Raw genomic sequence first — 25,570 nt, forward strand, 5'->3', positions numbered from 1 at the left:
GGCTATGCTCCTGCCTGCTCTGCTACCTGTTTTGGTGCTCCGGCGGCGCCGGCGGACACTGCGACCGTCCGCTTTTCGATGCGCTTCTCGCCCTGCGGTGCGAGGACCACCCGCTGGACGAAGATGCCGGGAACGTGGACGTGTTCGGGATCCAGTTCGCCCGGCTCCACCAGTTCCTCCACCTCGGCGATGGTGATCCGGCCGGCCATGGCGCACAGCGGGTTGAAGTTCATGGCCGTGGCGTGGAATACGAGGTTTCCGTGCCGGTCGCCCTTCCAGGCGTGGACGAGTCCGAAATCCGGGGTGAGCGACTCCTCCAGCACATAGTCCGCGCCGTTGAACGTGCGGACTTCCTTGGGCGCGGAGGCGATCGCGATGCTGCCGTCGGCGTCGTACTTCTGCGGCAGGCCGCCGTCGGACACCTGGGTTCCGACGCCGGCGGGCGTGTAGAACGCCGGGATGCCGGCGCCGCCGGCGCGCAGTTTCTCCGCGAGCGTCCCCTGCGGGGTCAGCACCACCTCGAGTTCGCCGGAGAGGTACTGGCGGGCGAACTCCTTGTTTTCCCCGACATAGGAGCTGACGGTGCGGCGGATCCTGCCGTCCTTCAGCAGGATGCCCAGCCCCCAGTCGTCCACCCCGCAGTTGTTACTGACGGTTTCCAGGTCCGTGGTCCCGTGCCGGTGGAGGGCATCGATCAGTGCAACCGGGATGCCGCACAGCCCGAAGCCTCCGACGGCGAGCGAGGCGCCGTCGGGGATATCGGCAACGGCGGCCTCGGCACTGGCAACAACCTTGTCAATCATCATCGATCCTTCCTGGTTACACGCGCTGGTTCGGGCCCCTGGTGGCTCCCCGACGGGGAAGCTAAAGGCCGAGTTCGCGGGCGATCAGCATCAGCTGGACCTCCGTGGTGCCCTCGCCGACCTCAAGGATCTTGGAGTCGCGGTAGTGGCGCGCCACGGTGAATTCGTTGATGAAGCCATAGCCGCCGAACACCTGGGTGGCGTCCCGCGCGTTGTCCATGGCTGCCTCGCCTGCGACCATCTTAGCGATGGCCGCCTGCGTCTTGAACGGCTTCCCGGCAAGCATCCGTGCCGCGGCGTCGTAGTAGGCAAGCCGTGCCGTGTGGGCCCGGGCTTCCATCCGGGCGATCTTGAATGCGATGGCCTGGTACTTGCCGATGTTCTGCCCGAACGCGCTGCGTTCCTTCGCGTATTTCACCGACAGGTCCACGCAGCCCTGGGCCGCTCCCGTGGCCAGGGCGGCGATGGCGATGCGGCCCTCGTCCAGGATGGACAGGAAGTTCGCGTAGCCGCGGCCCTGCTCGCCCAGGAGGTTCGCCTCCGGCACGTGGACGTCCTTGAGCGTGAGCGGGTGGGTGTCGGAGGCATTCCAGCCCACCTTGTTGTACGCCTTCTCCGCTTTGAATCCGGGTGTGCTGGTGGGCACCAGGATGGTGGAGATTTCCTTCTTGATGCTGCCGTCCCCGCGCTCGTGTTTTGCGGTGACGGCCGTGACTGTGACCAGTTTGGTGATGTCCGTACCGGAGTTGGTGATGAACTCCTTGTTGCCGTTGATGATCCACTCACCCCCTTCGAGCCGGGCTGTGGTCTTCGTTCCGCCCGCGTCGGAACCGGCTTCGGGTTCCGTCAGGCCGAAGCCGGCGAGCGCCTGGCCCGAGGCCAGCGACGGCAGCCACTCCTCCTTCTGGGCGTCGGTGCCGAAGCGGTACACGGGCATGGCACCCAGTGAAACTCCGGCTTCCAGCGTGATGGCCACGGACTGGTCCACCCGCCCCAGCTGCTCCAGGGCCAGGGCGAGGGCAAAGTAGTCCCCGCCCATGCCGCCGAACTCTTCCGGGAAGGGGAGGCCGAAGAGCCCCATGTCCGCCATCTGCTTGACGACTTCGTACGGGAAGCTGTGTTCCTCGTCGTGTTTGGCGGACACCGGCGCCACCACTTCGTCGGCGAATTCGCGGACGGTGTTGCTGAGGTCCTGGTATTCCTCGCTGAGCTCAAAATCAGCCATGTTGGGACTTCCTTGTCTGAACTGTGAATCGGGTCTGTTTGATGTATTTGGTGTTGAAGCGGGGGTGCTAGTCCGCCGCGCCCATGGCGATGACGGATTCCTCCACCGCGTCCTCGGCTGCGTTCTCCGCCGTAGGCAGTTCGGCGGGGTGGACCGTGGCAAGCACCTGGTCTGCCTTGACCAGGTCACCGGACCTGGCGCTGATGTGGACCGTGCCGTCGAGGGGCGCCACGAGCTGGTGCTCCATCTTCATCGCCTCCACCGAGACCAGGACCTGGCCGGCCTGCACGGTGTCGCCGTTGCTGACGGAGACGGACACCACGGTGCCCGGCATCGGCGAGCGCACCGCCGGATCAGCCGCGCCTTCCTCGCGTTCGATCGCCGCCAGAACCCGTGCCAGCCGGGTTTCGCGGGTGAGGATTTCCAGGCGGCAGGACCAGCCGTCGTTGCCGAGGAAGACTTCCGACAGGACGCGGGGATCGGGCTCGAGCCAGCTCTGGGCGGGCTGACCGGTGTGCACCGGTACAAGCCCATACCTGCTGACTTCGCCGTTGAGGGTGAGCACCGGACGTTGGCGACCCGGGTACTGGAGGAGGGCCGTGAGCTGCGGCCCTCCGTTCACGCGCACAGTGGCCGGTTCCCCTGCCGCAGGCCGGCTCACCTCCACCGTGGCGACGCCGCCGTCGGAGGTTCCCAGACTGATCCGCCGCGGCGCCGCGGCGCCGATTCGCCAACCGTTGCGGCGCCGCCACGGGCCGGCCGCAGGTCCGCTCCGGAGCTGTTCTTCCGCCTGGTCCAGGGCGTACAAGGCGGCGACAATAAGTTCGGCGTCGCCCGCGCGCCGGAAGCTGAAGTCCGGCATCTTCCGTTCGATCAGGCCGGTGTCGAGGCGCCCGGCGCGGACGTCGGCGTCGTTGATGAGCAGGCGCAGGTATTCGACGTTGGTGTCGATGCCCAGTGCCGTGTAGTCGGCAAGCGCGCGGTCCAGGGTGTCCAGGGCGGCAGTGCGGTCCTGCCCCCACGCGATGACCTTGGAAACCATGGGGTCGTAGCTGGAGGAGATCTCCAGCCCCTCCAACAGGGCCGAGTCCACCCGGATGCGGCCACCTGCTGTCTCGACTTCGTTGCGGGCGGGGGCGCCGGGGCGCTGCCTTGGGCCCGGCACTTCGTCGAGCTGCAGCACAGTCCCGGTGGACGGCAGGAAGTTCCGTTCCGGGACTTCGGCGTAGACGCGCGCCTCCACCGAGTGCCCGTTGAGAACGACGTCGGACTGGCGGACGGTGAGTTCCTCGCCGGCGGCGATGCGCACCTGCCATTCGACCAGGTCGATTCCGGTGACCATTTCGGTGACCGGGTGCTCCACCTGCAGTCGCGTGTTCATCTCCATAAAGAAGAACTCGTCCGGCGCGTTGTCCGAGACCAGGAACTCGACGGTGCCGGCACCGCTGTAGTGGACACTGCGGGCCGCGTTGCAGGCTGCCTCGCCGATCCGCGCACGGACGGCGGCGCCGTCGGGGAGGGATTCCAGGAGCGGCGAGGGGGCTTCCTCGATGACCTTCTGGTGGCGGCGCTGCAGGGAGCACTCGCGCTCCCCCAGGTGGATGACGTTGCCATGGTTGTCCGCGAGGACCTGCACCTCGATGTGGCGCGGCGTGGTCACGAGACGTTCCAGGAACAGGGTGTCGTCACCGAAAGCGCTGGCTGCGACCCGGCGGGCGGTGGCCAGGGTGGCTTCCAGGTCCTCGGGGCGCTCCACGATGTGCATGCCCTTGCCGCCGCCGCCTGCGGACGGCTTGATCAGCAGCGGGAAGCCCACTCCGGCGGCGGCGTCGATCAGCTGCGCGTCAGTCATGCCCGGCTCGGCGATGCCCGGAACCACGGGCACGCCGTAGCCGGACACGTGGTTCTTGGACCGGATCTTGTCCCCCATGACGTTGAGGGATTCAACGCCGGGGCCGATGAAGGTAATGCCCGCCTTCTCCAGGGCGCGGGCGAAGTCGACGTTCTCGCTGAGGAAGCCGTAGCCCGGGTGCACGGCATCGGCTCCGCTCTCGCGGCACGCCTGGATGATCGCATCGATCTTGAGGTAGCTCTCGGCTGCCGCGGCGGGGCCGATGCGCACGGCGGCGTCGGCTTCGCGCACGTGGCGGGCACCGGCGTCGGCGTCGCTGTAGACGGCCACAGACCGGATGCCGAGGTCGCGGAGGGTGCGGATCACACGGCAGGCGATCTCGCCGCGGTTGGCGACGAGGACGGTGCCGAAGAGCGGCTTCGCGGCCGGCGCCGGCTGCTGGGGAGTTGAAGGAGTAGTCATGGCTGTCACATCCGGAAAAGGCCGAAGGAGGTCTCCGGCAGCGGGGTGCGGGAGACGACGTCGAGCGCCAGTCCCAGGACGGTGCGGGTGTCCGCGGGGTCGATGACGCCGTCATCCCAGAGGCGCGCGGTGGAGTAATACGGGCTGCCCTGGTCCTCGTACTGCTGCTTGATCGGGGCCTTGAAGGCTTCCTCGTCCTCGGCCGACCATTCCTCGCCGCGGGCCTCGTACTGGTCGCGTTTGACGGTGGCGAGGACGCCGGAGGCCTGGTTGCCGCCCATCACGGAGATCCGCGACGCCGGCCACATCCAGAGGAACCGCGGCGAATAGGCGCGTCCGCACATGGAGTAGTTGCCTGCACCGAAGGAGCCGCCGATCACCACTGTCAGCTTGGGCACGCGTGCCGTGGCGACGGCGGTGACCATCTTGGCGCCGTTCTTGGCGATGCCGCCCTGTTCATAGTCCTTGCCCACCATGAAGCCGGAGAGGTTCTGCAGGAAGACCAGCGGGATGCCCCGCTGGTCGCAGAGCTCGATGAAGTGGGCGCCCTTGAGCGAGGACTCGCTGAACAGCACGCCATTGTTGGCCACGATGCCCACCGGGTGTCCGTGCAGCTTGGCGAAACCGGTGACCAGGGTGGTGCCGTAGTTCTTCTTGAATTCGTGGAAACGGCTGCCGTCCACCAGCCGCGCGATCACCTCGCGTACGTCGTATTGGGCGTTCACGTCGGTGGGGACGGTTCCGTAGAGCTCGTCCGGGTCAGCCGCGGGCTCGACGGCGGTGTCCACGTCCCAGACGGGCGCGGCCGGCTTCGGCAGGGTGGAGACAATGTCACGGACGATCTGGAGGGCGTGCTCATCGTTCTCGGCCAGGTGGTCAGTGACGCCGGAAATCTTCGAGTGGACGTCGCCGCCGCCGAGTTCCTCCGCCGTGACGATCTCGCCGATCGCGGCCTTCACCAGCGGCGGGCCGCCCAGGAAAATGGTGCCCTGGTTGCGGACGATCACGGTTTCGTCGCTCATGGCCGGGACGTAGGCGCCGCCGGCCGTGCAGGAGCCCATCACGGAGGCGATCTGCGGGATTTTGGCCGCGGACATCTTCGCCTGGTTGAAGAAGATCCGGCCGAAGTGCTCCTTGTCCGGGAAGACCTCGTCCTGCTTGGGCAGGAACGCCCCGCCGGAATCCACGAGGTAGATACAGGGCAGCCGGTTCTCCAGGGCGATTTCCTGCGCCCGGAGATGCTTCTTCACCGTCATCGGGTAGTACGTGCCGCCCTTGACCGTGGCGTCGTTGGAGATGACCAGCACCTGCCGGCCGTGCACCAGGCCGATCCCGGCGATGACACCGGCCCCCGGCGAGTCATCGTTGTACATGCCGTTCGCCGCGAGGGGCGCGATCTCGAGGAAGGGGCTGCCGTCGTCAAGCAGCTGGTCGATGCGCTCACGGGGCAGCAGCTTGCCGCGTGCCACATGGCGTTCCCGGGACTTCTCCGGGCCGCCGAGCGCTGCTGTGGCGAGGCGTTCCTTTAGCTCGCGGGCCAGCCCCAGCTGGGCCTCGCGGTTCGCGGCGTAGGCGGCGCTGCCGGTGTCCACCAGGCTGGCGATTGTCTCCATTGACTGCTTCCGTTCCCGGACGCCTGGCAAGGCCGTCCTGAGCGATTCGGTTAGTACCGCATAACTGAGATTTAGGTTAGTCTCTATTAACTGTGATGTCCAACACGCGCCCGCATTGCTAGGATTTGCAGTTCCAAGGAGGAAATGTGCCGATCATCGAGCGCGGTCCCGGCAGCCCGGCGGGCGAGCGGGTCCAAACAACCCAGAACAGCCAAATGACCCAAAGGAGCCAGGCGAAGGAAAGCCGGCGGCAGGCGCTGCTGTCCTCCGCTGCCACCCTTTTTGCCGTCAACGGCTTCAACCGCGTTTCGCTGGAGGACCTGGGTGCCGCGGCAGGGGTCAGCGGTCCTGCCGTCTACCGCCATTTCGCGGGCAAGCAGGCGGTCCTCGGGGCACTGTTGCTCAGCGTGAGCCAGGAACTGCTGGACGGCGGCCGCCGGGTGGTTGCAGACGCCGGTGATCCCGCCGCGGCACTGGCCCGCCTGGTGCAGTTCCATGTGGACTTCGCCCTGAGCAATCCCGACGTCATCCGGGTCCAGGACCGCGACTTCAGCAACCTCTCCGACGACGACCAGGCCGAGGTCCGCACCCTGCAGCGCAACTACGTGGAGCTGTGGGTTGAGGTGCTGCAGGCACTGCACACGGGCACCGATACCGCCGAACTCCGGATGCGCGCGCACGCCGCCTTCGGCCTTATCAACTCGACACCGCATTCGGTCCGCAGCCATGGCCGGCGGGTCGCGGTCAAGTCGGCCCGCCCCCTGCTGGAAAGCATGGCCCTCGCCGCCCTGCTGGTGGCGGCGACGCCTCAGCCGCTCAGCTGACAGCCGCAGAATCAAACTGCCGGCCGCCGCTTCCGTTCGGAAGGGGCGGCCGGCAGTTTTGCTGGCGTCGGTTTGCCGAGGTCGGCAGACTAGACCATGGCCAGGACCATGCCCGGGTCCGCCAGGATTGCCCCGATATCCGCCAGGAAGCGTGACCCCTGTTCGCCGTCGACCAGCCTGTGGTCGAAAGACAGGCTCAGGGTCATGACCTGGCGGAGGGCCACTTCATCCTTGTATTCCCAGGGCATCTTCCGCACGGCGCCCATAGCGAGGATGGCCGCTTCGCCCGGGTTGAGGATCGGCGTGCCGGCATCGATGCCGAAAACTCCGATGTTCGTGATGGAGACGGTGCCGCCGGAGAGCTCGGCCGGGCTGGTTTTGCCCGCGCGGGCGGTCTCGGTCAGCGCCGTGAGCGCCGTGGACAGCTCAGTCAGGGACATCCGGTCGGCGTCCTTGATGTTCGGCACGGTCAGTCCCCGGGGGGTGGCCGCGGCGATGCCAAGGTTCACGTAGTTGAACTGCACGATCTCCTGGTTCGCTTCGTCCCACCGCGAATTCAGCGACGGCTGGCGGCGGAGGGCAATCAGCAGCGCCTTGGCCACGAGCGTCAGCGGTGTCAGCTTGAAGCCTTCAAAGGCCCGGCTTGCCTTGAGCCGCGCCAGCAGCTCCATGGTGGGCGTGACGTCGACGGTCAGGAATTCCGTGGCGTGCGGTGCCGTGAAAGCACTCGACACCATCGCCGCGGCCGTGAGCTTGCGGACCCCCTTGATCGGCGTCCGCGTTTCGCGCCCGCCCGCGGCGGCGGTTCCCTCTCCCGCTCCGGCCAGGGCCCGGGCAGCCGCAGGGAGGTCTCCCCCGCCAACGAAGTTCCGCACGTCGTCGCGTGTGATCAGCCCGCCGGTGCCGGTGCCGGTCACTGCCGTGAGCTCTACGCCAAGGTCCTTGGCGAGTTTCCGAACCGGCGGCGTGGACCGCGGGCGTTCGGCAGGGGCCGGCGTTTCGACCCGCTCAACCACCGGCGCAGCCGGGGTCCGGGTTTCGACCGGTTCAACCACCGGGGCAGCCGGGGCCGCGGTTTCGACCGGCGCAGCGAACGCACGGGCGCGCCGTGCCGGACGGCCGGAACTTTCGACGACGGCGCCGTACCCCACGAGGTTGGGTTCCCGTTTGGCGGCTCCGGCCGGAGCCTGGCCGCCGCCGGTGGACGGCCCGCCGTCGTCACCTTCAACCTCGAAGGAAACGATCGGCTTACCTACTTCCACCACGGTTCCCGGCTGTTCGTGGAGGGCGGTGATCACACCGGCGAACGGTGACGGCAGTTCAACGACGGCCTTGGCCGTTTCCACTTCAGCAATGACCTGGTTCAACGCCACGGTATCGCCCACAGCCACTTTCCAGCTGAGGATTTCCGATTCCGTCAGCCCTTCGCCGAGGTCCGGGAGCCTGAATTCCTTGATCATGGCGGCGCTCATCCTTCCAGCCCGCTGAGGGAGTTGGGACGGCCCAGGGCACGGTCCACACCGTCAAGGATTCTGTCCAGACCCGGAAGATGATGCATTTCAAGTTTCGAATACGGGTACGGGACGTCGAAGCCGGTGATCCGGACCGGGGCGGCTTCGAGGTGGTAGAAGCAGCGTTCGGTGATGCTTGCGGCCAGTTCGGCACCGAGCCCGCCGGACTGCCCGGCCTCGTGCGTAATCACCAGCCGTCCCGTCTTCCGCACCGAGGCCTCCAGCGTGGCGAAGTCCACGGGCGCCAGCGACCGCAGGTCGATGACCTCAATCGACACGCCTTCGTCGGCAGCGGCCAGGGCGGCGTCCTTGGCAGTCTTGACCAGCGGGCCGTAGGCGACGAGCGTGACGTCCTTGCCCTCGGTCACCACACGGGCCTTCTCCATCGACAGCGCGGTGGCGGGATCGATCGACTCATCCACTTCGCCCTTGTCGTGGTAGCGGCGCTTCGGCTCGAAGAACAGCACGGGATCGTCGCTGGCAATCGCCTGCTGGATCATGGTGTAGGCGTCCTGCGGGTTGGAGACGCTGACCACGCGGAGGCCGGACGTGTGGGTGAAGTACGCCTCCGGCGACTCGGAGTGGTGCTCCGGGGAACCGATGCCGCCGCCAAAGGGGACGCGCACGGTGATGGGCATCTTGACGTGGCCCTGCGTACGGTAATGGAGCTTGGCCACCTGGGACACGATCTGGTCGAACGCCGGATAGATGAACCCGTCAAACTGGATTTCCACCACCGGCCGGTAGCCGCGGTAGGCAAGGCCGACGGCGGTGCCCATGATGGCGGACTCGGCGAGCGGGGTGTCCACCACGCGGTGCTTGCCGAAGTCCTTCTGCAGACCGTCGGTCACGCGGAACACACCGCCGAGCGTGCCGATGTCCTCGCCCATCAGGATGACCTTGGGGTCGTTTTCGAGGGACTTGCGGAGGCCGGAGTTAATTGCCCGGGCAAAGGTCATCTGGGTCATCAGCGAGCACCTTCTTCAGAGTTGGCACCCTCGGGATCGCCGAAGGAAGCCAGGTAACGGGAGTAGTGGTCCTCCTGGCGGTCCAGCCAGGAGTTGGGGGTGCTGTAGACGTGCTTGAAGATGTCCAGCGGCTGGGGATCCGGCATGTTGATGCAACCGGCCCGCAGCTCCCGGGCAACGGCGTCGGCCTTGGCAGCCACCTGGGCCTCGAGTTGCTCGGTCAGGAGTCCCTTGCGTTCCAGCAGGCCCTTCACCCGGGCAATCGGGTCCTTGGCCGCCCAGTCTTCCAGTTCGTTGGCATCCCGGTACCGGGTGGGGTCGTCGGCAGTCGTGTGCGGACCCATCCGGTAGGTGACCGCTTCAATGAACGTCGGTCCGCCGCCGTGGCGTGCCCGTTCGATTGCCTCGCGGGTGGCCGCCATCACCGCAAGCACGTCGTTGCCATCAACCTGGACGCTGGGAATCCCGAACCCGGAAGCACGGTCGGCGATCCTGATGTGGGACTGCAGGCGGACCGGCTCGGAAATGGCCCAGTGGTTGTTCTGGCAGAAGAAGATCACCGGGGACTGGAAGCTGGCGGCGAAGACCATGGCCTCGTTGACGTCACCCTCGCTGGTGGCGCCGTCGCCGAAGTACGTAATGGCCACGGAGTCTGCGCCGTCATTTTGGATGCCCATGGCGTAGCCGGTGGCATGAAGGGTCTGGGCTCCGATGATGATCTGCGGAGTGGCCATGTTGACGGTGTACGGATCCCAGCCCGACGACGCGTTGCCCCGCCACACCGTGAGGATGTCGGCCAGGTCCACGCTGCGGCAGTAAGCGACACCGTTCTCGCGGTAGCTGGAAAACACGAAGTCATCGTCGCGGAGAGCCCTCGCGGAACCGACCTGGGAGGCCTCCTGCCCCAGGAGCGGCGGCCACAGGCCGAGTTCCCCCTGCCGCTGGAGGGCGGTGGCTTCGGTATCGATCCGCCGGATGACCACCATGTCCTCATAGAGGGAACCCAGCTGCTCATCAGTGACATCCCGGACCCAGGCGTCGTATTGCGGATGGCTGACGCGTTCACCCCCCGGGGTGATGAGTTGGACCCGGCTCTCGCCCGTCCCGCTGTGATGTCCTGCACTGTTGTCCGGGCCACCGGCGGCGTTGCCGCCCTGACCCAACTCGTCTGTAAACACAGTTGCACGCAACCTTCATACGTCGTGTCACCGGCGCTCAGGAAACTCGTGATCCCCGTGCACGCCAGCCGCCCGGGCGCCGTTGCCCCGGATAATTGTGACGATACTCACAATGCTCATTGGGTACAACCACCATAGATAATACTGAGCAGAATGCACTGCCCGTGCGGTATCCGTCGTGCTAATCTTGCGCATTATGCAAGCTTTGGATGGCACCGACACGCGACTCCTTTCCGCCCTCGCCAAGGACCCGAAGCGGACAGTGGTGGCTCTGGCCCAGAAGCTCGGGCTCTCGCGCAACACCGTGCAGGCCCGGCTGGCCCAGCTGGAGAAGAAGCACGTCTTCCTGTCCTTCGAACGGCGCATCAGTCCGGCCGCACTTGGATACCCGCTGATGGCGTTCATCTCCGTCCATGTGCAGCAGCAGAAACTGGGCCAGCTGGCGGTGGATCTCGCCGGCATCCCGGAAATCCTGGAAGGCTACGGACTGACAGGTTCGGCCGACCTCCTGCTGCGGGTGGTGGCGCTGGACGCCGAGGACCTCTTCCGGATCAACGGCAAGATCCTGGCCTGTGAAGGAGTGGACCGGACGGACACCGCCCTCGCCATGGGAGAGCTGATCCCCTTCCGGGTCCAGCCGCTGCTCGAGCGGGGCTACGCCGAGGGGTAACGCGGGCCCGGGCTATGGGCGCGGGGTTATAGGCTGGGTGCAGTTGAATGAATCGCGGCCGTGAACGGCCCGTGCAATCAGGCAGTGGCCAGGCCGGCTGCCGGAAAGGCTTGATCTTGAGCAATCCTCAGGAACCGTACCAGCCTGCCGAACCGGGCCCCGGCGGGGGCCGTCGGCGGCAGCAGCCGCCTCCCGTCCCGCCGCGCGCCGCGCCGCAGCAAGGCACCCCGCAGCCGGGCGTCCCCCAACCGGAAGTTCCCGGACAGCCGCCCCTTCCGCCGCATGAGCCCTCCGGCCAGCAGCCGCCCGCTCCGCATTTCGGGACTCCGCACTACGGGACTCCCGACTACGGGCAGCCGCAGCACGGACAGCCACAGTACGGACCGCCGCCGTCCACGGATCCGCTTGCCGGGCACCCGCAATACGGAACTGCGCAGTACGGAACGCCGCAGGGCGGGCATCCGCAGTACCAAGGCTCCCCGTACGGCGCCCCTGCCGTCCCCGGGCCTTACGGCGCTCCTGGCCAGCAGCCGCCGGCCAGGAACCGCAGGAAACTGTGGATCATCCTGGGCATCGTCGGCGGAGTCGTGCTCCTCGCCGTCGTGGGGGTGGCGCTGCTGGTTAACCTCGTGGGCGGCGCTACTGCCAAGGCCAAAGGGCTGGCGGACGATTTTACGCAGCTCGTCATCGCCGGTGACACCGATGCCGCCTACGACGACTTCCTCGACCCGGCCCTGCAGGACAAGCTCTCGAAGGAAGAATTCGCGGCCGGCGTCCAAAGCCTCGAGCTGGACGGTACCTGCAAACCGAGCTACAACGACCTCAAGGTCAGCACGGAAAACGGCAATAACGCTGCCGACGTCGCCGGGGTCATCAGCTGCGACGGCAAGGAAGTGGATCTGGCCTACCGCTTCGACGGCAACAAGGACATGAAGATGATCAACATCAAACTCCGGCCTAAGGCCTGATCCCAGGGTTTCAGACACAAAACAAGGTTCAGACACAAAAACAGGAGCTCCCGCGGTTTTCGCGGAAGCTCCTGTTTTCGTTTCAACCCGCAGGGGCTAGTGGTCCACGGCCTTCTCGGCACCTACGCCGGTCAGGGAGCGCACTTCCATTTCGGCCTGCTTGGTGGTGTCTTCCAGCTTCTTGTCCAGCACCGAACCGAGCCAGCCCAGGAAGAACGCGAGCGGGATGGAGACGATGCCGGGGTTGCTCAGCGGGAAGATCGCGAAGTTGGCGCCCGGGATCATGGACGTCTTGGCACCCGAGACCACCGGCGACAGGGCAATCAGGATGATCGCCGAGCCCAGCCCTCCGTACATGCTCCAGATTGCGCCCTGGGTGGTGAACTTGCGCCAGAACAGCGAGTACACGATGGTGGGCAGGTTCGCCGATGCCGCTACCGCGAAGGCGAGGGCCACAAGGAACGCCACGTTCTGGCCGTTGGCGAAGATGCCGCCGGCAATGGCCAGGAGCCCGATGACCACCACGGTGCGCCGCGCCACCTTGACCTCGGTGTCGGCGTCGGCCTTCCCCTTGGCGATAACGCTGGCGTAGATGTCGTGGGCAAACGATGCCGCCGCGGTGATGGTGAGGCCTGCGACGACGGCCAGGATGGTGGCGAAGGCCACCGCGGAGATGAAGCCGAGCAGCAGCGGCCCGCCGAGGTGGAACGCCAGCAGCGGTGCGGCCGAATTCACGCCGCCCGGGGCAGCCTTGATGGTGTCAGCGCCGACCAGTGCCGCAGCGCCGTAGCCCAGGACAAGGGTGAACAGGTAGAACAGGCCGATCAGCCAGATGGACCAGACCACGGACTTGCGGGCTTCCTTGGCGGTGGGAACCGTGTAGAAGCGCATCAGGACGTGGGGCAGGGCCGCGGTTCCGAGCACGAGGGCCAGGCCCAGGGACATGAAGTCAAGCTTGGAGGTTTCGGTCTTGCCGTACTGCAGGCCCGGGTTGAGGACGTTCGGATTCCCGGAGGTTTCCACCGCGCCGCCCAGGAGGTCGGAGAGGTTGAAGCCGTAGATGGCGAGGACCCAGAACGTCATGACGGCCGCACCGGCAATCAGGAGCATGGCCTTGATGATCTGGACCCAGGTGGTGCCCTTCATGCCGCCGATCAGGACGTACATGATCATCAGGGCGCCGACGACGATGATCACCAGGGCCTGCCCGCCCCAGTCGCTGATGCCGAGGAGCAGGGAGATCAGGCTGCCGGCGCCGGCCATCTGCGCCAGGAGGTAGAAGAAGCAGACCGCGAGGGTGGAGATGGCTGCCGCGATGCGCACGGGGCGCTGCTTGAGGCGGAAGGAGAGGACGTCGGCCATGGTGAACTTGCCGGTGTTGCGGAGCAGCTCGGCGACCAGCAGCAGGGCGACCAGCCAGGCGACCAGGAAGCCGATGGAGTACATAAAGCCGTCGTACCCGTTGATGGCGATGGCGCCGGTGATGCCCAGGAACGAGGCGGCGGAGAGGTAGTCGCCGGCGATGGCGGTGCCGTTCTGCGGGCCGGTAAACGAACGTCCGGCGGCGTAGTAGTCTGCCGCCGTCTTGTTGTTGCGGCTGGCCTTGATCACGATGATCATGGTGACGGCCACGAACAGGCCGAAGATGCCCATGTTCAGCAGGGTGGTTTCCTTGAGGTCCGCAACGTCCACGGCTGCGGGAATCATAAGCGTCATTTGGTTACCCCGCTGATTTTGTTGCCTTCCTTATCGAACTCGTGGCCCTCGATTTCGTGGCGGATTTCTGCCGCGATGGGATCGAGCCGCCGGTTGGAGTAGCTCACGTACCAGCCCGTGATGGCGAACGTGGAAACGAACTGCAGCAGGCCCAGGATCAGCCCGATGTTGATGTTGCCCCAGACTTTCGTGGACATGAAGCCGACCGCATAGTCGGCCAGGAGGACGTATGCGAAATACCAAAGCAGGAACGCAACGGCCATCGGAAAGACAAAGCTGCGGTGACGCTTGCGCAGTTCCTGGAACTGCTTGGTCGACTGGACTTGCTTGAAGTCCACGGACGCCGCTGCGTCCGGAGTTGGGGCATCGTTACCCATCATTCCTCCTCATTGAGACTTGCCGTCCACACCTGCTGCCCCTGTCCCCCACAGACAGTCCCAGCCAATGTGACTGCAATCACTGTGCCCCGTGACGGTGCTTACATTCCAGAGAAGCCCGCGGGGCCGTCGCTCAGCGGTCCTGATGCTGCGCCAAACGGTGCACCGCGGCTACGCCGGGCAGGCTACGCTGGGCACCATGCCGGACTCCCCGTTGTTCACCGCCGCCGCGATCGCCGTGATCGCCATGGCGATCGCCGTCGTCGTCGGAGTGGGCCTGAAGGTCCTCCGGTCCTTCCGGGAGCTCGGCACCGACGCGGAACGGGCCACCTACAAGACCCTGCACGCGGCCTCCCGGGCCGGCCAGCACCTGCGCACCGGCCTGAACCCCGCGGGCGCGGCGAAAGCGAGCAAGCAGCTCCGCAGCATCCTGGGCTGCGATGCCCTGGCCATCACCGACACCTCGGGGGTGCTCGCCTGGGACGGCGCCGCCGAAGAACTGAAACCGTCCCTGATGGGCCTCGCCGCCAAGGTGCTTGACGGCGGCCACACGGCGGTGATCCCGGCGGGCGAGCTGCAGATGCTCGCCGGCGACACCGCCTCCGGCCCGATCACGCCCGACGTCGAACGCGCAGTGGTGATTGCCCCCATCAAGGCCGGCGCGCGTGTGGTGGGCGTTGTGGCGGCTTTTGCGCCGTCCGCAGGGGCCGGCCTGGTCAGGGCCACCGGCGAAGTGGCCGACTGGGTGGCTGCCCAGGTTGAACTCGCCGAACTCGATGCCTCCCGCACCCTCCTGATGGAGGCCGAGGTCCGGGCCCTCCGCGCCCAGATCAGCCCGCACTTCATCTACAACTCCCTGAACGCCATCGCGTCCTTCATCAACACCGACCCCGTGCGGGCCAGGGAACTGGTGGTGGAATTCGCCGACTTCACCCGCTACTCCTTCCGCCGCCACGGGGACTTCACCACCCTCGCCGAAGAGCTCCGCTGCATCGACCGCTACCTGCTGCTGGAACGCGCCCGGTTCGGCGACCGCGTGCAGGTAAGCCTGCGGATCGCCCCCGAGGTGCTGAGTACCGTGATCCCGTTCCTCAGCCTGCAGCCCCTCGTCGAAAACGCGGTCCGGCACGGCCTGGAGGCCAAGGAGGGTCCGGGCCACATCACCATTGCGGCGAACGATTCCGGGGCGTTCGCGGAAGTAACCATCGAGGACGACGGCGTGGGGATGGATCCCGAACAGCTGCGGTCCATGCTGGCCGGGCACAGCGACGGGGACCATGTGGGGCTGCGGAACGTGGACGCCCGGCTCCGCCAGGTCTACGGCGAAGACAACGGCCTGGTCATCGAGACGGCACCCGGGGAGGGAACCCTGATCACCATGCGCGTGCCCAAGTCGCAGCCCCACCACGATGCGTGAAAGCGCCATCCGGCACACAGGGATAATCTAGAACCATGATTAACGTCCTCGTCGCTGACGACGAGCTGCCCGCCGTCGAGGAACTGGCGTTCCTGCTTGGCCGGGACGACCGGATCGGCGCCATCCACCGGGCGTCTTCCGGCGCAGAGGCCCTCCGTGTGCTCGATGCCGAGACGGTGGACGCGGTGTTCCTGGACATCCACATGCCCGCCCTGTCCGGCCTGGACATTGCCCGGGCCATCTCCCGGAGCAGCAAGCCCCCGGCGGTGGTCTTCGTGACCGCGGACGAGGACTGCGCGCTGGAAGCGTTCGAACTCGCCGCCGTCGACTACCTGTTGAAGCCCGTGCGCGCCGAGCGCCTGGCCAGGTCGGTGGGCCGCATCAGTGAACTCATGAAGGACGGCGCCGCAACGCCGGAAATGATCACGGTGGACCTCGGCGGCACCACCCGGATGATCCGGCGCGACGACGTCACGTACGTCCAGGCCCAGGGCGATTACGCCCGGCTGCACACGGCGGACGCCAGCTACCTGATCCGGGTCCCGCTGGCCGACCTGGAACAGCAGTGGGCGGAGGCCGGCTTCCTCCGCACGCACCGGTCCTACCTCATTGCGCTCAATCACGTCAGCCACATGAAGCTTGCCGCCGCCCGGCCCACGGTCACCGTGGCAGGTGCCGAACTGCCGATCAGCCGCCGCCACCTGCCGTCGGTCCGGGAGAAACTTGAAGCCACCCGGATCCGGCCGCAGGCATGACCCGCGTCAAGGTGACGGCGCCGCGCTCCGAGGCCAAACCGGTGATGGACTCCCGCGTGGCCGCCGAGGAATCCGACGTGGGCCAGGTGTTCGTCCGGTCCCTGATCCGTTCCCAGCTGCGCCTGTCCCTGGTGGTGGCCGCCGGCTTCCTGCTGATCCTGCTGGCTTTTCCCCTCATGCTGGGGCTGGTGCCGGGCCTCGCGGAGGCCACCATCGCGGGCATCCCCTTCGGCTGGTTGCTCCTGGGTGCCGGGATCTACCCCGTGATCGGCCTCAGCGCGTGGCTCTACATCCGGTCGGCCAGCCGCAACGAGGCCCGGTACCGGGACCTGGCGGAGGACAGGTGAGGCGGCGGTGAACCCGGTGGTGGGCATCGCGGCGCTGGTTGGTGTTTCCGTGGCCACCGCCGTCATCGGGTTTTACGGATTGCGGATTTCACGCACCACCGGCGACTTCTACGTGGCGTCCCGGACGGTCCGGCCCTGGTGGAATGCGTCCGCGATCGGCGGCGAGTACCTCTCTGCCGCGAGCTTCCTGGGCGTGGCGGGACTGGTCCTGCTGTCCGGTACCGATGCGCTTTGGTTTCCCATCGGTTACACCGCGGGATACCTGATGCTGCTGCTCTTCGTTGCCGCTCCGCTGCGGCGATCAGGCGCCTATACGCTCCCGGACTTTACCGAGGTGCGGCTGGATTCCCGGGCGGTCCGCCGCGTGACCAGCCTGGTGGTTGTGGTGGTGGGCTGGCTTTACATTGTGCCTCAGCTCCACGGCGCCGCCCTGACGATCCGCATCACCACCGGACTGCCGTCCTGGGTGGGGTCCGTGGCGGTCGTCATTGTGGTGTGCCTGACGGTGGTGGCGGGCGGGATGCGTTCCATCACTTTTGTGCAGGCTTTCCAGTACTGGCTGAAGCTCACAGCCCTGGCCGTGCCCATTGTGTTCATCGCCCTCGTGCTGGCGGGCAACGGGACACCGGCCCTGGCCGAAGCCAACACGAACCCCACCGGGCTGGCCCCCAACGGGCCCTACCAGAACATCTCGCTGCTGGTGGCGCTGCTCTTTGGCACGCTTGGTCTGCCGCACGTCCTGGTGCGGTTCTACACCAACCCGGACGGGCAGTCGGCCCGCCGCACCACGTTGATCGTGCTGGGGCTGCTCTCCGTGTTCTATCTCTTTCCCACCGCGTACGGTCTGCTCGGGCGGATGTTCGCCCCGGGACTGGCCCAGGGCGAACGCTCCGATGCGCTGGTCCTGCTCCTGCCCGGCCGCCTGATCGGCGGCGCGGCCGGGGACATGCTCTCAGCACTCGTGGTGGCGGGAGCGTTCGCGGCGTTCCTGTCCACCACCTCGGGGCTCGTGGTCTCGCTCGCAGGCGTCATCAGCCAGGATGTCCTCGGCGGGAGCGTCCGCGGCTTCCGCCTGGCCGCGCTGATTTCGGCGACCGTTCCCCTGGGCTTTGCCTTTATGACCGATTCCCTGGCCCTGGCCGGCAGCGTGGGCCTCGTGTTCGCGTTCACGGCCTCAACAATCTGCCCAGCCCTGTTGCTGGGGATCTGGTGGCGCGGCCTCACGGACGCAGGAGCGATCGCCGGGATGGTGACCGGCGGCGTGCTGTGCGGCGGCGCCCTGGTTGCGGGCGCCCTGTCCGGTCCGGCGGCGTCCGGCGCCGCGATGCCGCAGTGGCTTGCACAGCCGGCGGCCTGGACAGTCCCTGCGGCGTTCGCCGTGATGGTCCTGGTCTCCCGTGCCACGAAGGGCCGCGTGCCGAGGACGCTCACGAAGGTGATGACCAGGCTCCACACGCCGGAACGACCGCTGGCCACCGAACGGCAGGGACACTCCGACCGCTAAGGACGTTGCGGGCCGCCGAAGAAGCTGTCAGTCGATGGCTGCCATGAGTTCGACCACGCGGTCCAGGAACGCGTCCACCTGGGTTTCTTCGTAACCGTCCTTGCCCTTGGCCTGACGGAAGACCGCGCGGCGGACATTGTCGACGCTGAGCGGCTGGTCCTCCTCAAGGTAGCCGATGAGGTCATGGCACAGGTTGTCCACGTCCACGGTGTTGTAGCTCCGGCCCCGGCTGCCTGCGGGCCGGCGGAAGCGCTCACCGTCGCGACGGTGCAGCCTGCCCCGCAGCAGCCCGGACAGCTTGCCGATTTCGCGGAGCCAGGCCTCCTCGCCGCGGGCGCCGATGAGCTCGTCCCGCTCCCGCCGTGCGAAGGCGTCCTCCAGGCGGTCCAGGGCCGCGTCCACACCGGCCGCGGCGTAGCCGCCCTTGACAGGATCGAAGCAGACAGCCCGGACGTCGGCGCTCTTGATGGCCTGGCCGGCCGCTCCCGGATTCTCGAACGAAACCCGCGCCCGCTGGAGGAACTCATCCACCTGCTTGGCGTTGTAGCCGTATTCATTCCGCTGCACGCGGTCAAATGACGCAGGTATCTGCCGTTGAATGTCCACTGTCACTTTGCTTCCTTCAGTGCTGTTCAGCTGTTTTGCTCCGCACCAGTCTAAGGTGCGGATCTGTTGCCGGGCAGGATGCCTCAGGCTCCCGAAACAGCTGTGAACAGGATAAACGCTGCCGGCGAGGCGAAGACGATTGAGTCCAGGCGGTCCATCACGCCGCCGTGGCCGGGCAGGATGCTGCTCATGTCCTTGATGCCGAGTTCCCGTTTGACCATGGATTCGGAGAGGTCGCCGATGGTGGCCGCGGCCACCATGCCCACGGCCAGCACCACGCCGACCCACCAGGGCTTGTCCAGCAGGAAAATGCAGGCCAGGACACCCACGGCAATGGCGCCGGCGATGGATCCGGCGAACCCTTCCCACGATTTCTTGGGGCTGATCTTGGGCGCCATGGGGTGCTTCCCGAAGGACGCGCCGACAAGGTAGCCGAAGGTGTCGTTGGAAACGACCAGCAGGAGCATGGTGGCGATCTGCCATGCGCCGGCCGGAATCACGCCGCCCGGCCACAGGCCCACCGGCGTCACGCTGCCCACCCCGTGCAGCGGCAGGATCGCAAAGCTGATGAAGAACGGCACCCAGGCCAGCGTAAAGACGCCGGCAAAGATGCTGCGGGCCGATCCGGCGGCGCTCTCAATGGTCCGCCACAGCAGGACCGCCACGCTGCTGGCCAACAGCGCAAACAGCAGGCTCTCCAGTCCGCCGAAGTAGGCGGCCAGCGGCATTCCCACCGTGCCCACCATCACGGGAACGATGGGCAGGCGGGTACCGCTTACTTCAAGGGCACGGAAGATCTCCCAGACACCGAACACCGCGAAGGTGGTGGTGACCAGCACAAATCCGAGCGGCAGGAACAGGAGACCCCCCAAGACGGCGAAAAGCATTGCGAGACCCACCACGGTGGCGGCCGGAAGATTCCTGCCGGCCTTGGGCGTTGGGTTGGAGCGCTGCTTCCCCCGGGCCCGGACCCTGGGTCCGGGCGCCTGCTGTGCCTGATCCATCAGACCTCGAGCAGCTCGGCTTCCTTGCGCTTGAGCAGGTCGTCGATGCCGTCAACGTGCGATTTGGTCATGGCGTCGAGTTCCTTCTCGCCGCGCGCACCCTCGTCCTCGCCTGCTTCGCCGTCCTTGACCAGCTTGTCCAGGGTTTCCTTGGCCTTGCGGCGGATGTTCCGGATGGACACCTTGGCGTCCTCGCCCTTTGCCTTGACGATTTTGACGTATTCCTTGCGGCGTTCCTTGGTCAGCTCCGGAATGGTGATCCGGATGACGTTGCCGTCGTTGGACGGGTTGGCGCCCACCTCGGAGTCGCTGAGGGCCCGCTCGATGTCGCGGAGGGCCGTCTTGTCGAACGGGGTGATCAGGATGGTCCGCGCGTCGGGAACGGCGAACGATGCCAGCTGCTGCAGCGGGGTGGGTGAACCGTAGTAGTCCACCAGCACCCGGTTGTAGAGTCCTGGCGTGGCGCGGCCGGTCCGGATCGAGGCGAAGTCTTCCTTGGCTACCTCGACTGCCTTGTCCATCTTGTCCCCGGCTTCGAGCAAGGTCTCTTCGATCACGGTCTCTCCTCAGAAATTGGTGCATTCCGGCTGGCCGGAATGCACGGTTCGTTCCGTCTTTGCGGCCCGCCCTGCGGGCCGGCCTTCCTCAAATCATCCTAGCTGTTGCTAGGGGGTGACTACGGTGCCCAGCTGCTCTCCGCGGATCGCCCGGGTCACGTTGCCTTCGCCTTCCATGCCGAACACCACCATGGTGAGGTTGTTGTCCTTGCACATGGTCATGGCGGTCTGGTCCATCACGCGGATGTCGCGGCGCAGGGCGTCGTCGTAGCTCAGCCGGTCCAGCTTTTCAGCGCCCGGATCCTTCTTGGGGTCGGCGGTGTAGACGCCGTCCACTCCGCTCTTTGCCATCAGGACGACGTCGGCGTGGACTTCCAGCGCACGCTGGGCAGCCACGGTGTCGGTGGAGAAGTACGGCAGCCCGGCACCGGCGCCGAAAATCACGACGCGGCCCTTTTCCATGTGGCGGATGGCGCGGCGCGGGATATAGGCCTCGGCCACCTGGCCCATGGTGATGGCGCTCTGCACGCGGGTCTCGACGCCGGCCTGTTCCAGGAAGTCCTGCAGGGCGAGGCAGTTCATCACGGTACCCAGCATGCCCATGTAGTCGGCGCGGGACCGGTCCATGCCGCTCTGGGACAGTTCGGCGCCGCGGAAGAAGTTACCGCCGCCCACAACGATTGCAACCTCGACGTCGGGTACTGCTGCGGCGATCTGCTTGGCGACTCCGCGGACGGTGTCCGGGTCCACGCCCAGCTTTCCGCCGCCGAAGACCTCGCCGGAGAGTTTCAGGAGGACGCGACGCCGGCTCTTCTCTGACTGGACAGAATTGTTGACGGTTTCCATGGTGCCTTCCCGTAAATGAGCTCTGAGCTAGGTTATCGTGCCGGATGGCCAAAGGTGTCATTCCCCCCGGCCATAGGTGCAGCCCTTAAGGCAGCGGTTGCATGCAAAAGGGGCGGCCACCGAAGTGACCACCCCTTTGCGTGCCTAACTAGGAACCGACGCGGAAACGCGTGAACGCGGTGCCCTTGACGCCGGCCTCTTCGAGGACCTGCGCGACAGACTTCTTGGCATCCTTGGCGAATGCCTGGTCGAGGAGGACCTCGCCCTTGTAGAAGCCCGTAACACGGCCTTCCACAATCTTGGTCATTGCAGCCTCGGGCTTGCCTTCAGCCTTGGCCGTTTCCTCGGCGATGCGACGCTCGGATTCGACGAGCTCGGCCGGAACATCCTCGCGGGAGAGGTAGTTCGGGGACATCGCGGCGATGTGGACGGCGACGTCGTGCGCTGCGGTGGCGGCGGCTTCGCCTTCACCGTCGACAGCGAACAGGACGCCGACCTGGGCCGGGAGGTCCTTGGAGGTCTTGTGCAGGTAAGCGTCGACCGTTGCACCCTCGATACGGGAGATGCGGCGGACAACAACCTTTTCGCCCAGGATGGCGCCTTCTTCGACGACAACCTCGGACAGCGGCTTGCCGTCAACGTCGGTGGCCAGCAGGGTCTCGAGGTCGGCAGCGCCGGACTCGACTGCAACGGCCAGGACCTTGTCGGCGAGCTGGATGAACTTGTCAGCCTTGGCAACGAAGTCGGTCTCGCAGTTGACTTCGATCATCACGCCGACGCCCCCGGCGACCTTGGCAGCAACCAGGCCTTCGGCGGTGGAGCGGCCTTCACGCTTGGTAGCGCCCTTCAGGCCCTTGATGCGGATGATCTCGATGGCCTTTTCGGCGTCACCGTTGGCTTCGTCAAGAGCCTTCTTGACATCCATCATGCCGGCGCCAGTGCGCTCACGCAGAGCCTTGATATCAGCGGCAGTGTAGTTCGCCATGTGAACCCCTCTGTCTAGAAATTTTATGTGGTGTACGGACTGACAGGACGGCAGCTCACCGAGTGAGCGGCCATCCTGTCAGCAGTTCCGGCGCTGCTGGCAGCACCGGGAGTCCGGATTTATTTGTCTTACTTGTCCGCGTCTGCGGCGGGAGCCTCGGCAGCGGCCGGGGCTTCCTCGGCAGCCGGAGCAGCAGCTTCTGCGGCGGCCGGAGCGGCAGCCTCTTCAGCCTTGTTGCCTTCGAGGAGCTCGCGCTCCCACTCGGCCAGCGGCTCTTCCGGTGCTTCCGTGGTGCCGGTTGCGCGCTGGTTGCGGGCGATCAGGCCCTCAGCAACGGCGTCGGCAACAACGCGGGTCAGCAGGTTGACGGAGCGGATGGCGTCGTCGTTGCCCGGGATCGGGAAGTCGACTTCGTCCGGATCGCAGTTGGTGTCCAGGATGGCAACAACCGGGATGTTCAGCTTCTTGGCCTCGTCAACGGCGAGGTGTTCCTTCTTGGTGTCCACGATCCAGAGCACGGACGGTGCCTTGGTCAGGTTGCGGATACCGCCAAGGTTGGTTTCCAGCTTGGTGAGTTCACGGCGAAGGAGCAGCAGCTCCTTCTTGGTGTAAGCGGAACCGGCGACGTCGTCGAAGTCGATCTCTTCGAGTTCCTTCATGCGCTGGATGCGCTTGGAGACCGTCTGGAAGTTGGTCAGCATACCGCCGAGCCAACGCTGGTTGACGTACGGCTGGCCGACGCGGGTGGCCTGCTCGGCGATGGATTCCTGAGCCTGCTTCTTGGTGCCGACGAAGAGAACGGTGCCGCCGTGTGCAACGGTGGCCTTCACGAACTCGTAGGCACGGTCGATGTAGGACAGTGACTGCTGCAGGTCAATGATGTAGATGCCGTTGCGCTCCGTGAAGATGAATCGCTTCATCTTCGGGTTCCAACGACGGGTCTGGTGTCCAAAGTGGACGCCGCTGTCAAGCAGCTGGCGCATAGTTACGACGGGCATGCCGACGCTCCTTCCGGCAGGTCATTCATGAGAGAGCCCCTGGCTCTCTTACCCTGCCAATAGTTGACGGTTGATTAGCTTCGCCCGGGATGGGCATTGCTCCTGGCATCCACTGCGCTTCCCATCCGGGCCTAGGCACGGACCGCAGGAGGCACAGTCCCCCGCAGCAGAAGTTTCAGGCTTCGTCTGTGGAGGGCTGGATACGCGTAGTCAGCCACTGCTCCCCCACACCTCTGAATGAGACGTGCTGACTAAACGGCGTTGAGGACCAAGCGACCAAAAGTGGCTTGAACCGCTAGCCGGGCATAGTTGAGGGCACAGCAAACTGCTCCGTCAAGTGTACTACAGCAGCTCCCCCGAATCTGACCAATTCCGGGACCGCGGCCTTGTCCACATAGCGGTGGAAACCCCTTCCTGCCGCAGCATCGGGACAACAGGCTGGAGGCATGAAATTCCGAGCCATCACGGCCGCCGCCCTGCTCTCCGTCTCTGCCATCACACCCTCCGCCGGCGCAGCGGGCACAGTTGGCGCAGCGGGCACAGTTGGCGCAGGGGTCACGCCTGCCGCTGCCGCTGCCGCAGCCCCCGGCACCACCGCCCCCGACACCTGGGACTGGCCTTTGGCACCCAGGCCGGCCGTACTCCGCGCGTTCGATCCCCCGGACAAGCCGTGGTTGAGCGGGCACCGCGGGGTGGACCTGCAGGCAGCGGCCGACGGCGGCCCGGTCACCGCTCCGGAGTCAGGAACCGTCAGCTTCGTGGGCGTCGTGGTGGACCGGCCCGTGATCACCATCGATCACGGTTACGGCCTGCGCAGCAGTTTCGAGCCCGTCGAAAGCAGCCTGGCGGCCGGGGCCGTGGTGTCGAAGGGCGACGTCGTCGGGACGGTGGTGCTGGGACACTGCGCGTCACTGCCGTGCATTCACTGGGGAGTGCGGCGGGGCGAGGAGTACCTCAACCCGCTCTCCCTGGTGACAGACCTGCGGCCCTCCATCCTGCTTCCCGTTGGTGGAGGGGGCTCAGGATGAAGGGCCGCGGCGGACCAGCGGCGGGCGGCCGGCGAACGGCCGGCCGGACCGGCTACACGATTGCTGAGATCCCCGTGATTGCACGACCCGTCACCAGCGTGTTGATCTCATGCGTGCCCTCGTAGGAGTAGATCGCTTCGGCGTCGGAGAAGATCTTTGCCATCTCGAAGTCCGTGACGATGCCGTTGCCGCCGAGGAGGCTGCGGCCGATGGCCACGCTTTCGCGCATCCGTGCCGTGGTGAAGGCCTTGGCCAGGGCCGACTGCTCATCCCTCGCCTCGCCGGCGTCTTCAAGCTGGGAGAGGCGGACCATCATGCCCATGGAGCTGACAGCGTTGCCAAGAATCTGCACGAGCTGGTTCTGGACGAGCTGGAAGGATGCGATCGGACGGCCGAACTGGCTTCGTTCCACGGCGTAACGGCGGGCGACGTCGAAGGCGGCGAGCTGCTGGCCCACCGCCTGCCAGGCCACGGCGAGACGGGTCACCTTCAGGACCTTGTTGGTGTCCCGGAAGCTGTTGGCGTTGGCAAGCTTGAAGAAGTCCGGCACCACGACGTTTTCGAGCGTGATGTCGGCGTTCTGGACGGTGCGCAGCGAGATCTTGTTTTCAATCTTGGTGGCGCTGTAGCCCTCGGTGGTGGTGTCGACGAGGAAGCCCTTGACCTGGTTGTCCGCGAGGTCGCGGGCGTAGATGACCACCCAGTCGGAGAACGTGGCGTTGCCGATCCAGCGCTTGGCGCCGTTGAGGATCCAGCTGTCGCCCTCGCGGCGCGCCGTGGTGCGCGTGCCGCCGGCAACATCGGAACCGCCCAGCGGTTCGGTGAGGCCGAAGGCGCCGATCTTCTTCAGCGAGTAGATGTCCGGCAGCCAGGCTTCCTGCTGTTCCTGCGAAGCGAGGGCCTCGATGGAGCCGGTGAAGAGTCCGTCGTGCACACCCAGGAAGGTGGCGATGGAAGTGTCCGCGCGGGTTGCCTCTGCGTGCAGGATCCCGGCGAAGAGGTTGGAGTAGCCCTGGCGCCGGACGGGGCTGACGAGGTCGATCTCGGCAAGCTTGGGGATCAGGTCCATCGGGAATTCGGCCCGGTTCCAGCAGTCAACGGCGATCGGCTTGACCTCGCGGGCCAGGAACTCCCGGACCTCGGCCAGCCGGTCCTGCTCCTTGCCGCTGAGCAGCTGCTCAAACGCGAAGAAGTCGCCATCGGCGTACGGCAGGTTGTTGATGTCGATTGCAGCTTTGGACATGTTGTTCCTTCACGTGTGATCAGCAGCGACCACGGGCGCGGACGTCGCACCGGCGGTTAAGTTACTCACGAGTAACATACCGCAGGGCGAGGTGCCGGGCAAGCGCAGGACAG

At 66.3% G+C, this 25,570-nt stretch carries 24 protein-coding genes; 8 read left to right on the forward strand and 16 right to left on the reverse strand.

Going from position 1 to position 25,570, the window contains the following annotated elements; all coding sequences use genetic code 11:
- Positions 1–2 precede the first annotated feature (2 nt).
- From AC6JAC_RS14945 to AC6JAC_RS14960, 4 genes are all read right to left on the reverse strand, one after another.
- The gene (locus AC6JAC_RS14945; RefSeq protein ID WP_028272149.1) at positions 3–803 is read right to left on the reverse strand and encodes a CoA transferase subunit A; all 801 of its coding nucleotides are present in this window, start codon (positions 801–803) and stop codon (positions 3–5) included.
- A 61-nt stretch (positions 804–864) separates the two neighbouring features.
- Positions 865–2,028 carry an acyl-CoA dehydrogenase family protein gene (locus tag AC6JAC_RS14950; protein ID WP_028272148.1) on the reverse strand — a complete coding sequence of 388 codons (1,164 nt, stop codon included), beginning with the start codon at positions 2,026–2,028 and terminating at the stop codon, positions 865–867.
- A gap of 67 nt (positions 2,029–2,095) precedes the next feature.
- Positions 2,096–4,342, reverse strand: coding sequence for an acetyl/propionyl/methylcrotonyl-CoA carboxylase subunit alpha (locus tag AC6JAC_RS14955; protein ID WP_028272147.1), 2,247 nt, complete (start codon positions 4,340–4,342; stop codon positions 2,096–2,098).
- A gap of 5 nt (positions 4,343–4,347) precedes the next feature.
- Entirely contained in the window at positions 4,348–5,955 is a 1,608-nt protein-coding gene (locus AC6JAC_RS14960) for a carboxyl transferase domain-containing protein (protein WP_028272146.1), read from the reverse strand.
- 215 nt (positions 5,956–6,170) lie between these two features.
- Between AC6JAC_RS14960 and AC6JAC_RS14965 the strand changes: the two genes are divergently transcribed.
- A complete protein-coding gene (locus AC6JAC_RS14965; protein WP_051629016.1) occupies positions 6,171–6,779 on the forward strand; it encodes an SACE_7040 family transcriptional regulator in 609 nt (202 codons plus the stop codon).
- A gap of 89 nt (positions 6,780–6,868) precedes the next feature.
- Here the strand turns inward: AC6JAC_RS14965 and AC6JAC_RS14970 are convergent, their stop codons facing one another.
- The 3 genes from AC6JAC_RS14970 to pdhA are packed head-to-tail and all read right to left on the reverse strand — an operon-like array spanning position 6,869 to position 10,436.
- Positions 6,869–8,251, reverse strand: a complete 1,383-nt coding sequence (locus tag AC6JAC_RS14970) for a dihydrolipoamide acetyltransferase family protein (protein WP_028272145.1) — start codon at positions 8,249–8,251, stop codon at positions 6,869–6,871.
- Complete coding sequence (locus AC6JAC_RS14975) at positions 8,248–9,258, reverse strand: alpha-ketoacid dehydrogenase subunit beta (protein ID WP_028272144.1); 1,011 nt, start codon at positions 9,256–9,258, stop codon at positions 8,248–8,250. The genes AC6JAC_RS14970 and AC6JAC_RS14975 overlap by 4 nt, the downstream gene beginning before the upstream one ends.
- Positions 9,258–10,436, reverse strand: a complete 1,179-nt coding sequence (gene pdhA / locus AC6JAC_RS14980) for a pyruvate dehydrogenase (acetyl-transferring) E1 component subunit alpha (RefSeq protein WP_497965233.1) — start codon at positions 10,434–10,436, stop codon at positions 9,258–9,260. Before pdhA ends, AC6JAC_RS14975 begins: the two co-directional genes overlap by 1 nt.
- A gap of 196 nt (positions 10,437–10,632) precedes the next feature.
- On the opposite strand from pdhA, the gene AC6JAC_RS14985 reads away from it, so the two are divergent.
- A complete protein-coding gene (locus AC6JAC_RS14985; protein ID WP_028272142.1) occupies positions 10,633–11,106 on the forward strand; it encodes an Lrp/AsnC family transcriptional regulator in 474 nt (157 codons plus the stop codon).
- Between the two features lie 116 nt (positions 11,107–11,222).
- Positions 11,223–12,074, forward strand: a complete 852-nt coding sequence (locus AC6JAC_RS14990; protein ID WP_231511326.1) for a hypothetical protein — start codon at positions 11,223–11,225, stop codon at positions 12,072–12,074.
- Positions 12,075–12,170: 96 nt separating this feature from the next.
- On the opposite strand, the gene AC6JAC_RS14995 is transcribed toward AC6JAC_RS14990, so the two are convergent.
- Positions 12,171–13,790: a monocarboxylic acid transporter gene (locus AC6JAC_RS14995; RefSeq protein ID WP_028272140.1), complete on the reverse strand. Its 1,620-nt coding sequence runs from the start codon at positions 13,788–13,790 to the stop codon at positions 12,171–12,173.
- Positions 13,787–14,167 carry a DUF485 domain-containing protein gene (locus AC6JAC_RS15000; protein WP_028272139.1) on the reverse strand — a complete coding sequence of 127 codons (381 nt, stop codon included), beginning with the start codon at positions 14,165–14,167 and terminating at the stop codon, positions 13,787–13,789. Before AC6JAC_RS15000 ends, AC6JAC_RS14995 begins: the two co-directional genes overlap by 4 nt.
- Before the next feature lie 199 nt (positions 14,168–14,366).
- Between AC6JAC_RS15000 and AC6JAC_RS15005 the strand changes: the two genes are divergently transcribed.
- The 4 genes from AC6JAC_RS15005 to AC6JAC_RS15020 are packed head-to-tail and all read left to right on the forward strand — an operon-like array spanning position 14,367 to position 18,190.
- A complete protein-coding gene (locus AC6JAC_RS15005) occupies positions 14,367–15,584 on the forward strand; it encodes a sensor histidine kinase (RefSeq protein ID WP_028272138.1) in 1,218 nt (405 codons plus the stop codon).
- Between the two features lie 35 nt (positions 15,585–15,619).
- Complete coding sequence (locus AC6JAC_RS15010) at positions 15,620–16,339, forward strand: LytR/AlgR family response regulator transcription factor (RefSeq protein ID WP_028272137.1); 720 nt, start codon at positions 15,620–15,622, stop codon at positions 16,337–16,339.
- On the forward strand, positions 16,336–16,686 hold the full coding sequence (locus AC6JAC_RS15015) for a DUF485 domain-containing protein (RefSeq protein ID WP_028272136.1): 351 nt from the start codon (positions 16,336–16,338) through the stop codon (positions 16,684–16,686). Before AC6JAC_RS15010 ends, AC6JAC_RS15015 begins: the two co-directional genes overlap by 4 nt.
- 7 nt (positions 16,687–16,693) lie before the next feature.
- Complete coding sequence (locus AC6JAC_RS15020) at positions 16,694–18,190, forward strand: sodium/solute symporter (RefSeq protein ID WP_497965237.1); 1,497 nt, start codon at positions 16,694–16,696, stop codon at positions 18,188–18,190.
- Positions 18,191–18,217: 27 nt separating this feature from the next.
- Here the strand turns inward: AC6JAC_RS15020 and AC6JAC_RS15025 are convergent, their stop codons facing one another.
- The 6 genes from AC6JAC_RS15025 to rpsB form a co-directional block, all read right to left on the reverse strand.
- Positions 18,218–18,802, reverse strand: coding sequence for a DivIVA domain-containing protein (locus tag AC6JAC_RS15025; RefSeq protein ID WP_497965239.1), 585 nt, complete (start codon positions 18,800–18,802; stop codon positions 18,218–18,220).
- 77 nt (positions 18,803–18,879) lie between these two features.
- Positions 18,880–19,800, reverse strand: coding sequence for a phosphatidate cytidylyltransferase (locus tag AC6JAC_RS15030; RefSeq protein ID WP_028272133.1), 921 nt, complete (start codon positions 19,798–19,800; stop codon positions 18,880–18,882).
- Positions 19,800–20,357, reverse strand: coding sequence for a ribosome recycling factor (gene frr / locus AC6JAC_RS15035; protein WP_028272132.1), 558 nt, complete (start codon positions 20,355–20,357; stop codon positions 19,800–19,802). The genes AC6JAC_RS15030 and frr overlap by 1 nt, the downstream gene beginning before the upstream one ends.
- 108 nt (positions 20,358–20,465) lie before the next feature.
- On the reverse strand, positions 20,466–21,203 hold the full coding sequence (gene pyrH / locus AC6JAC_RS15040; protein ID WP_028272131.1) for a UMP kinase: 738 nt from the start codon (positions 21,201–21,203) through the stop codon (positions 20,466–20,468).
- A gap of 148 nt (positions 21,204–21,351) precedes the next feature.
- Positions 21,352–22,188: a translation elongation factor Ts gene (gene tsf / locus AC6JAC_RS15045; protein ID WP_028272130.1), complete on the reverse strand. Its 837-nt coding sequence runs from the start codon at positions 22,186–22,188 to the stop codon at positions 21,352–21,354.
- A gap of 128 nt (positions 22,189–22,316) precedes the next feature.
- Positions 22,317–23,186, reverse strand: a complete 870-nt coding sequence (gene rpsB / locus AC6JAC_RS15050; protein WP_497965242.1) for a 30S ribosomal protein S2 — start codon at positions 23,184–23,186, stop codon at positions 22,317–22,319.
- A gap of 446 nt (positions 23,187–23,632) precedes the next feature.
- Between rpsB and AC6JAC_RS15055 the strand changes: the two genes are divergently transcribed.
- Entirely contained in the window at positions 23,633–24,214 is a 582-nt protein-coding gene (locus tag AC6JAC_RS15055) for a M23 family metallopeptidase (RefSeq protein ID WP_497965244.1), read from the forward strand.
- A 52-nt stretch (positions 24,215–24,266) separates the two neighbouring features.
- Here AC6JAC_RS15055 and AC6JAC_RS15060 read toward each other — a convergent pair whose 3' ends face one another.
- Positions 24,267–25,457 carry an acyl-CoA dehydrogenase family protein gene (locus tag AC6JAC_RS15060; RefSeq protein ID WP_028272127.1) on the reverse strand — a complete coding sequence of 397 codons (1,191 nt, stop codon included), beginning with the start codon at positions 25,455–25,457 and terminating at the stop codon, positions 24,267–24,269.
- Positions 25,458–25,570: the final 113 nt, after the last annotated feature.

Source organism: Arthrobacter sp. KUASC02 (assembly GCF_059739395.1).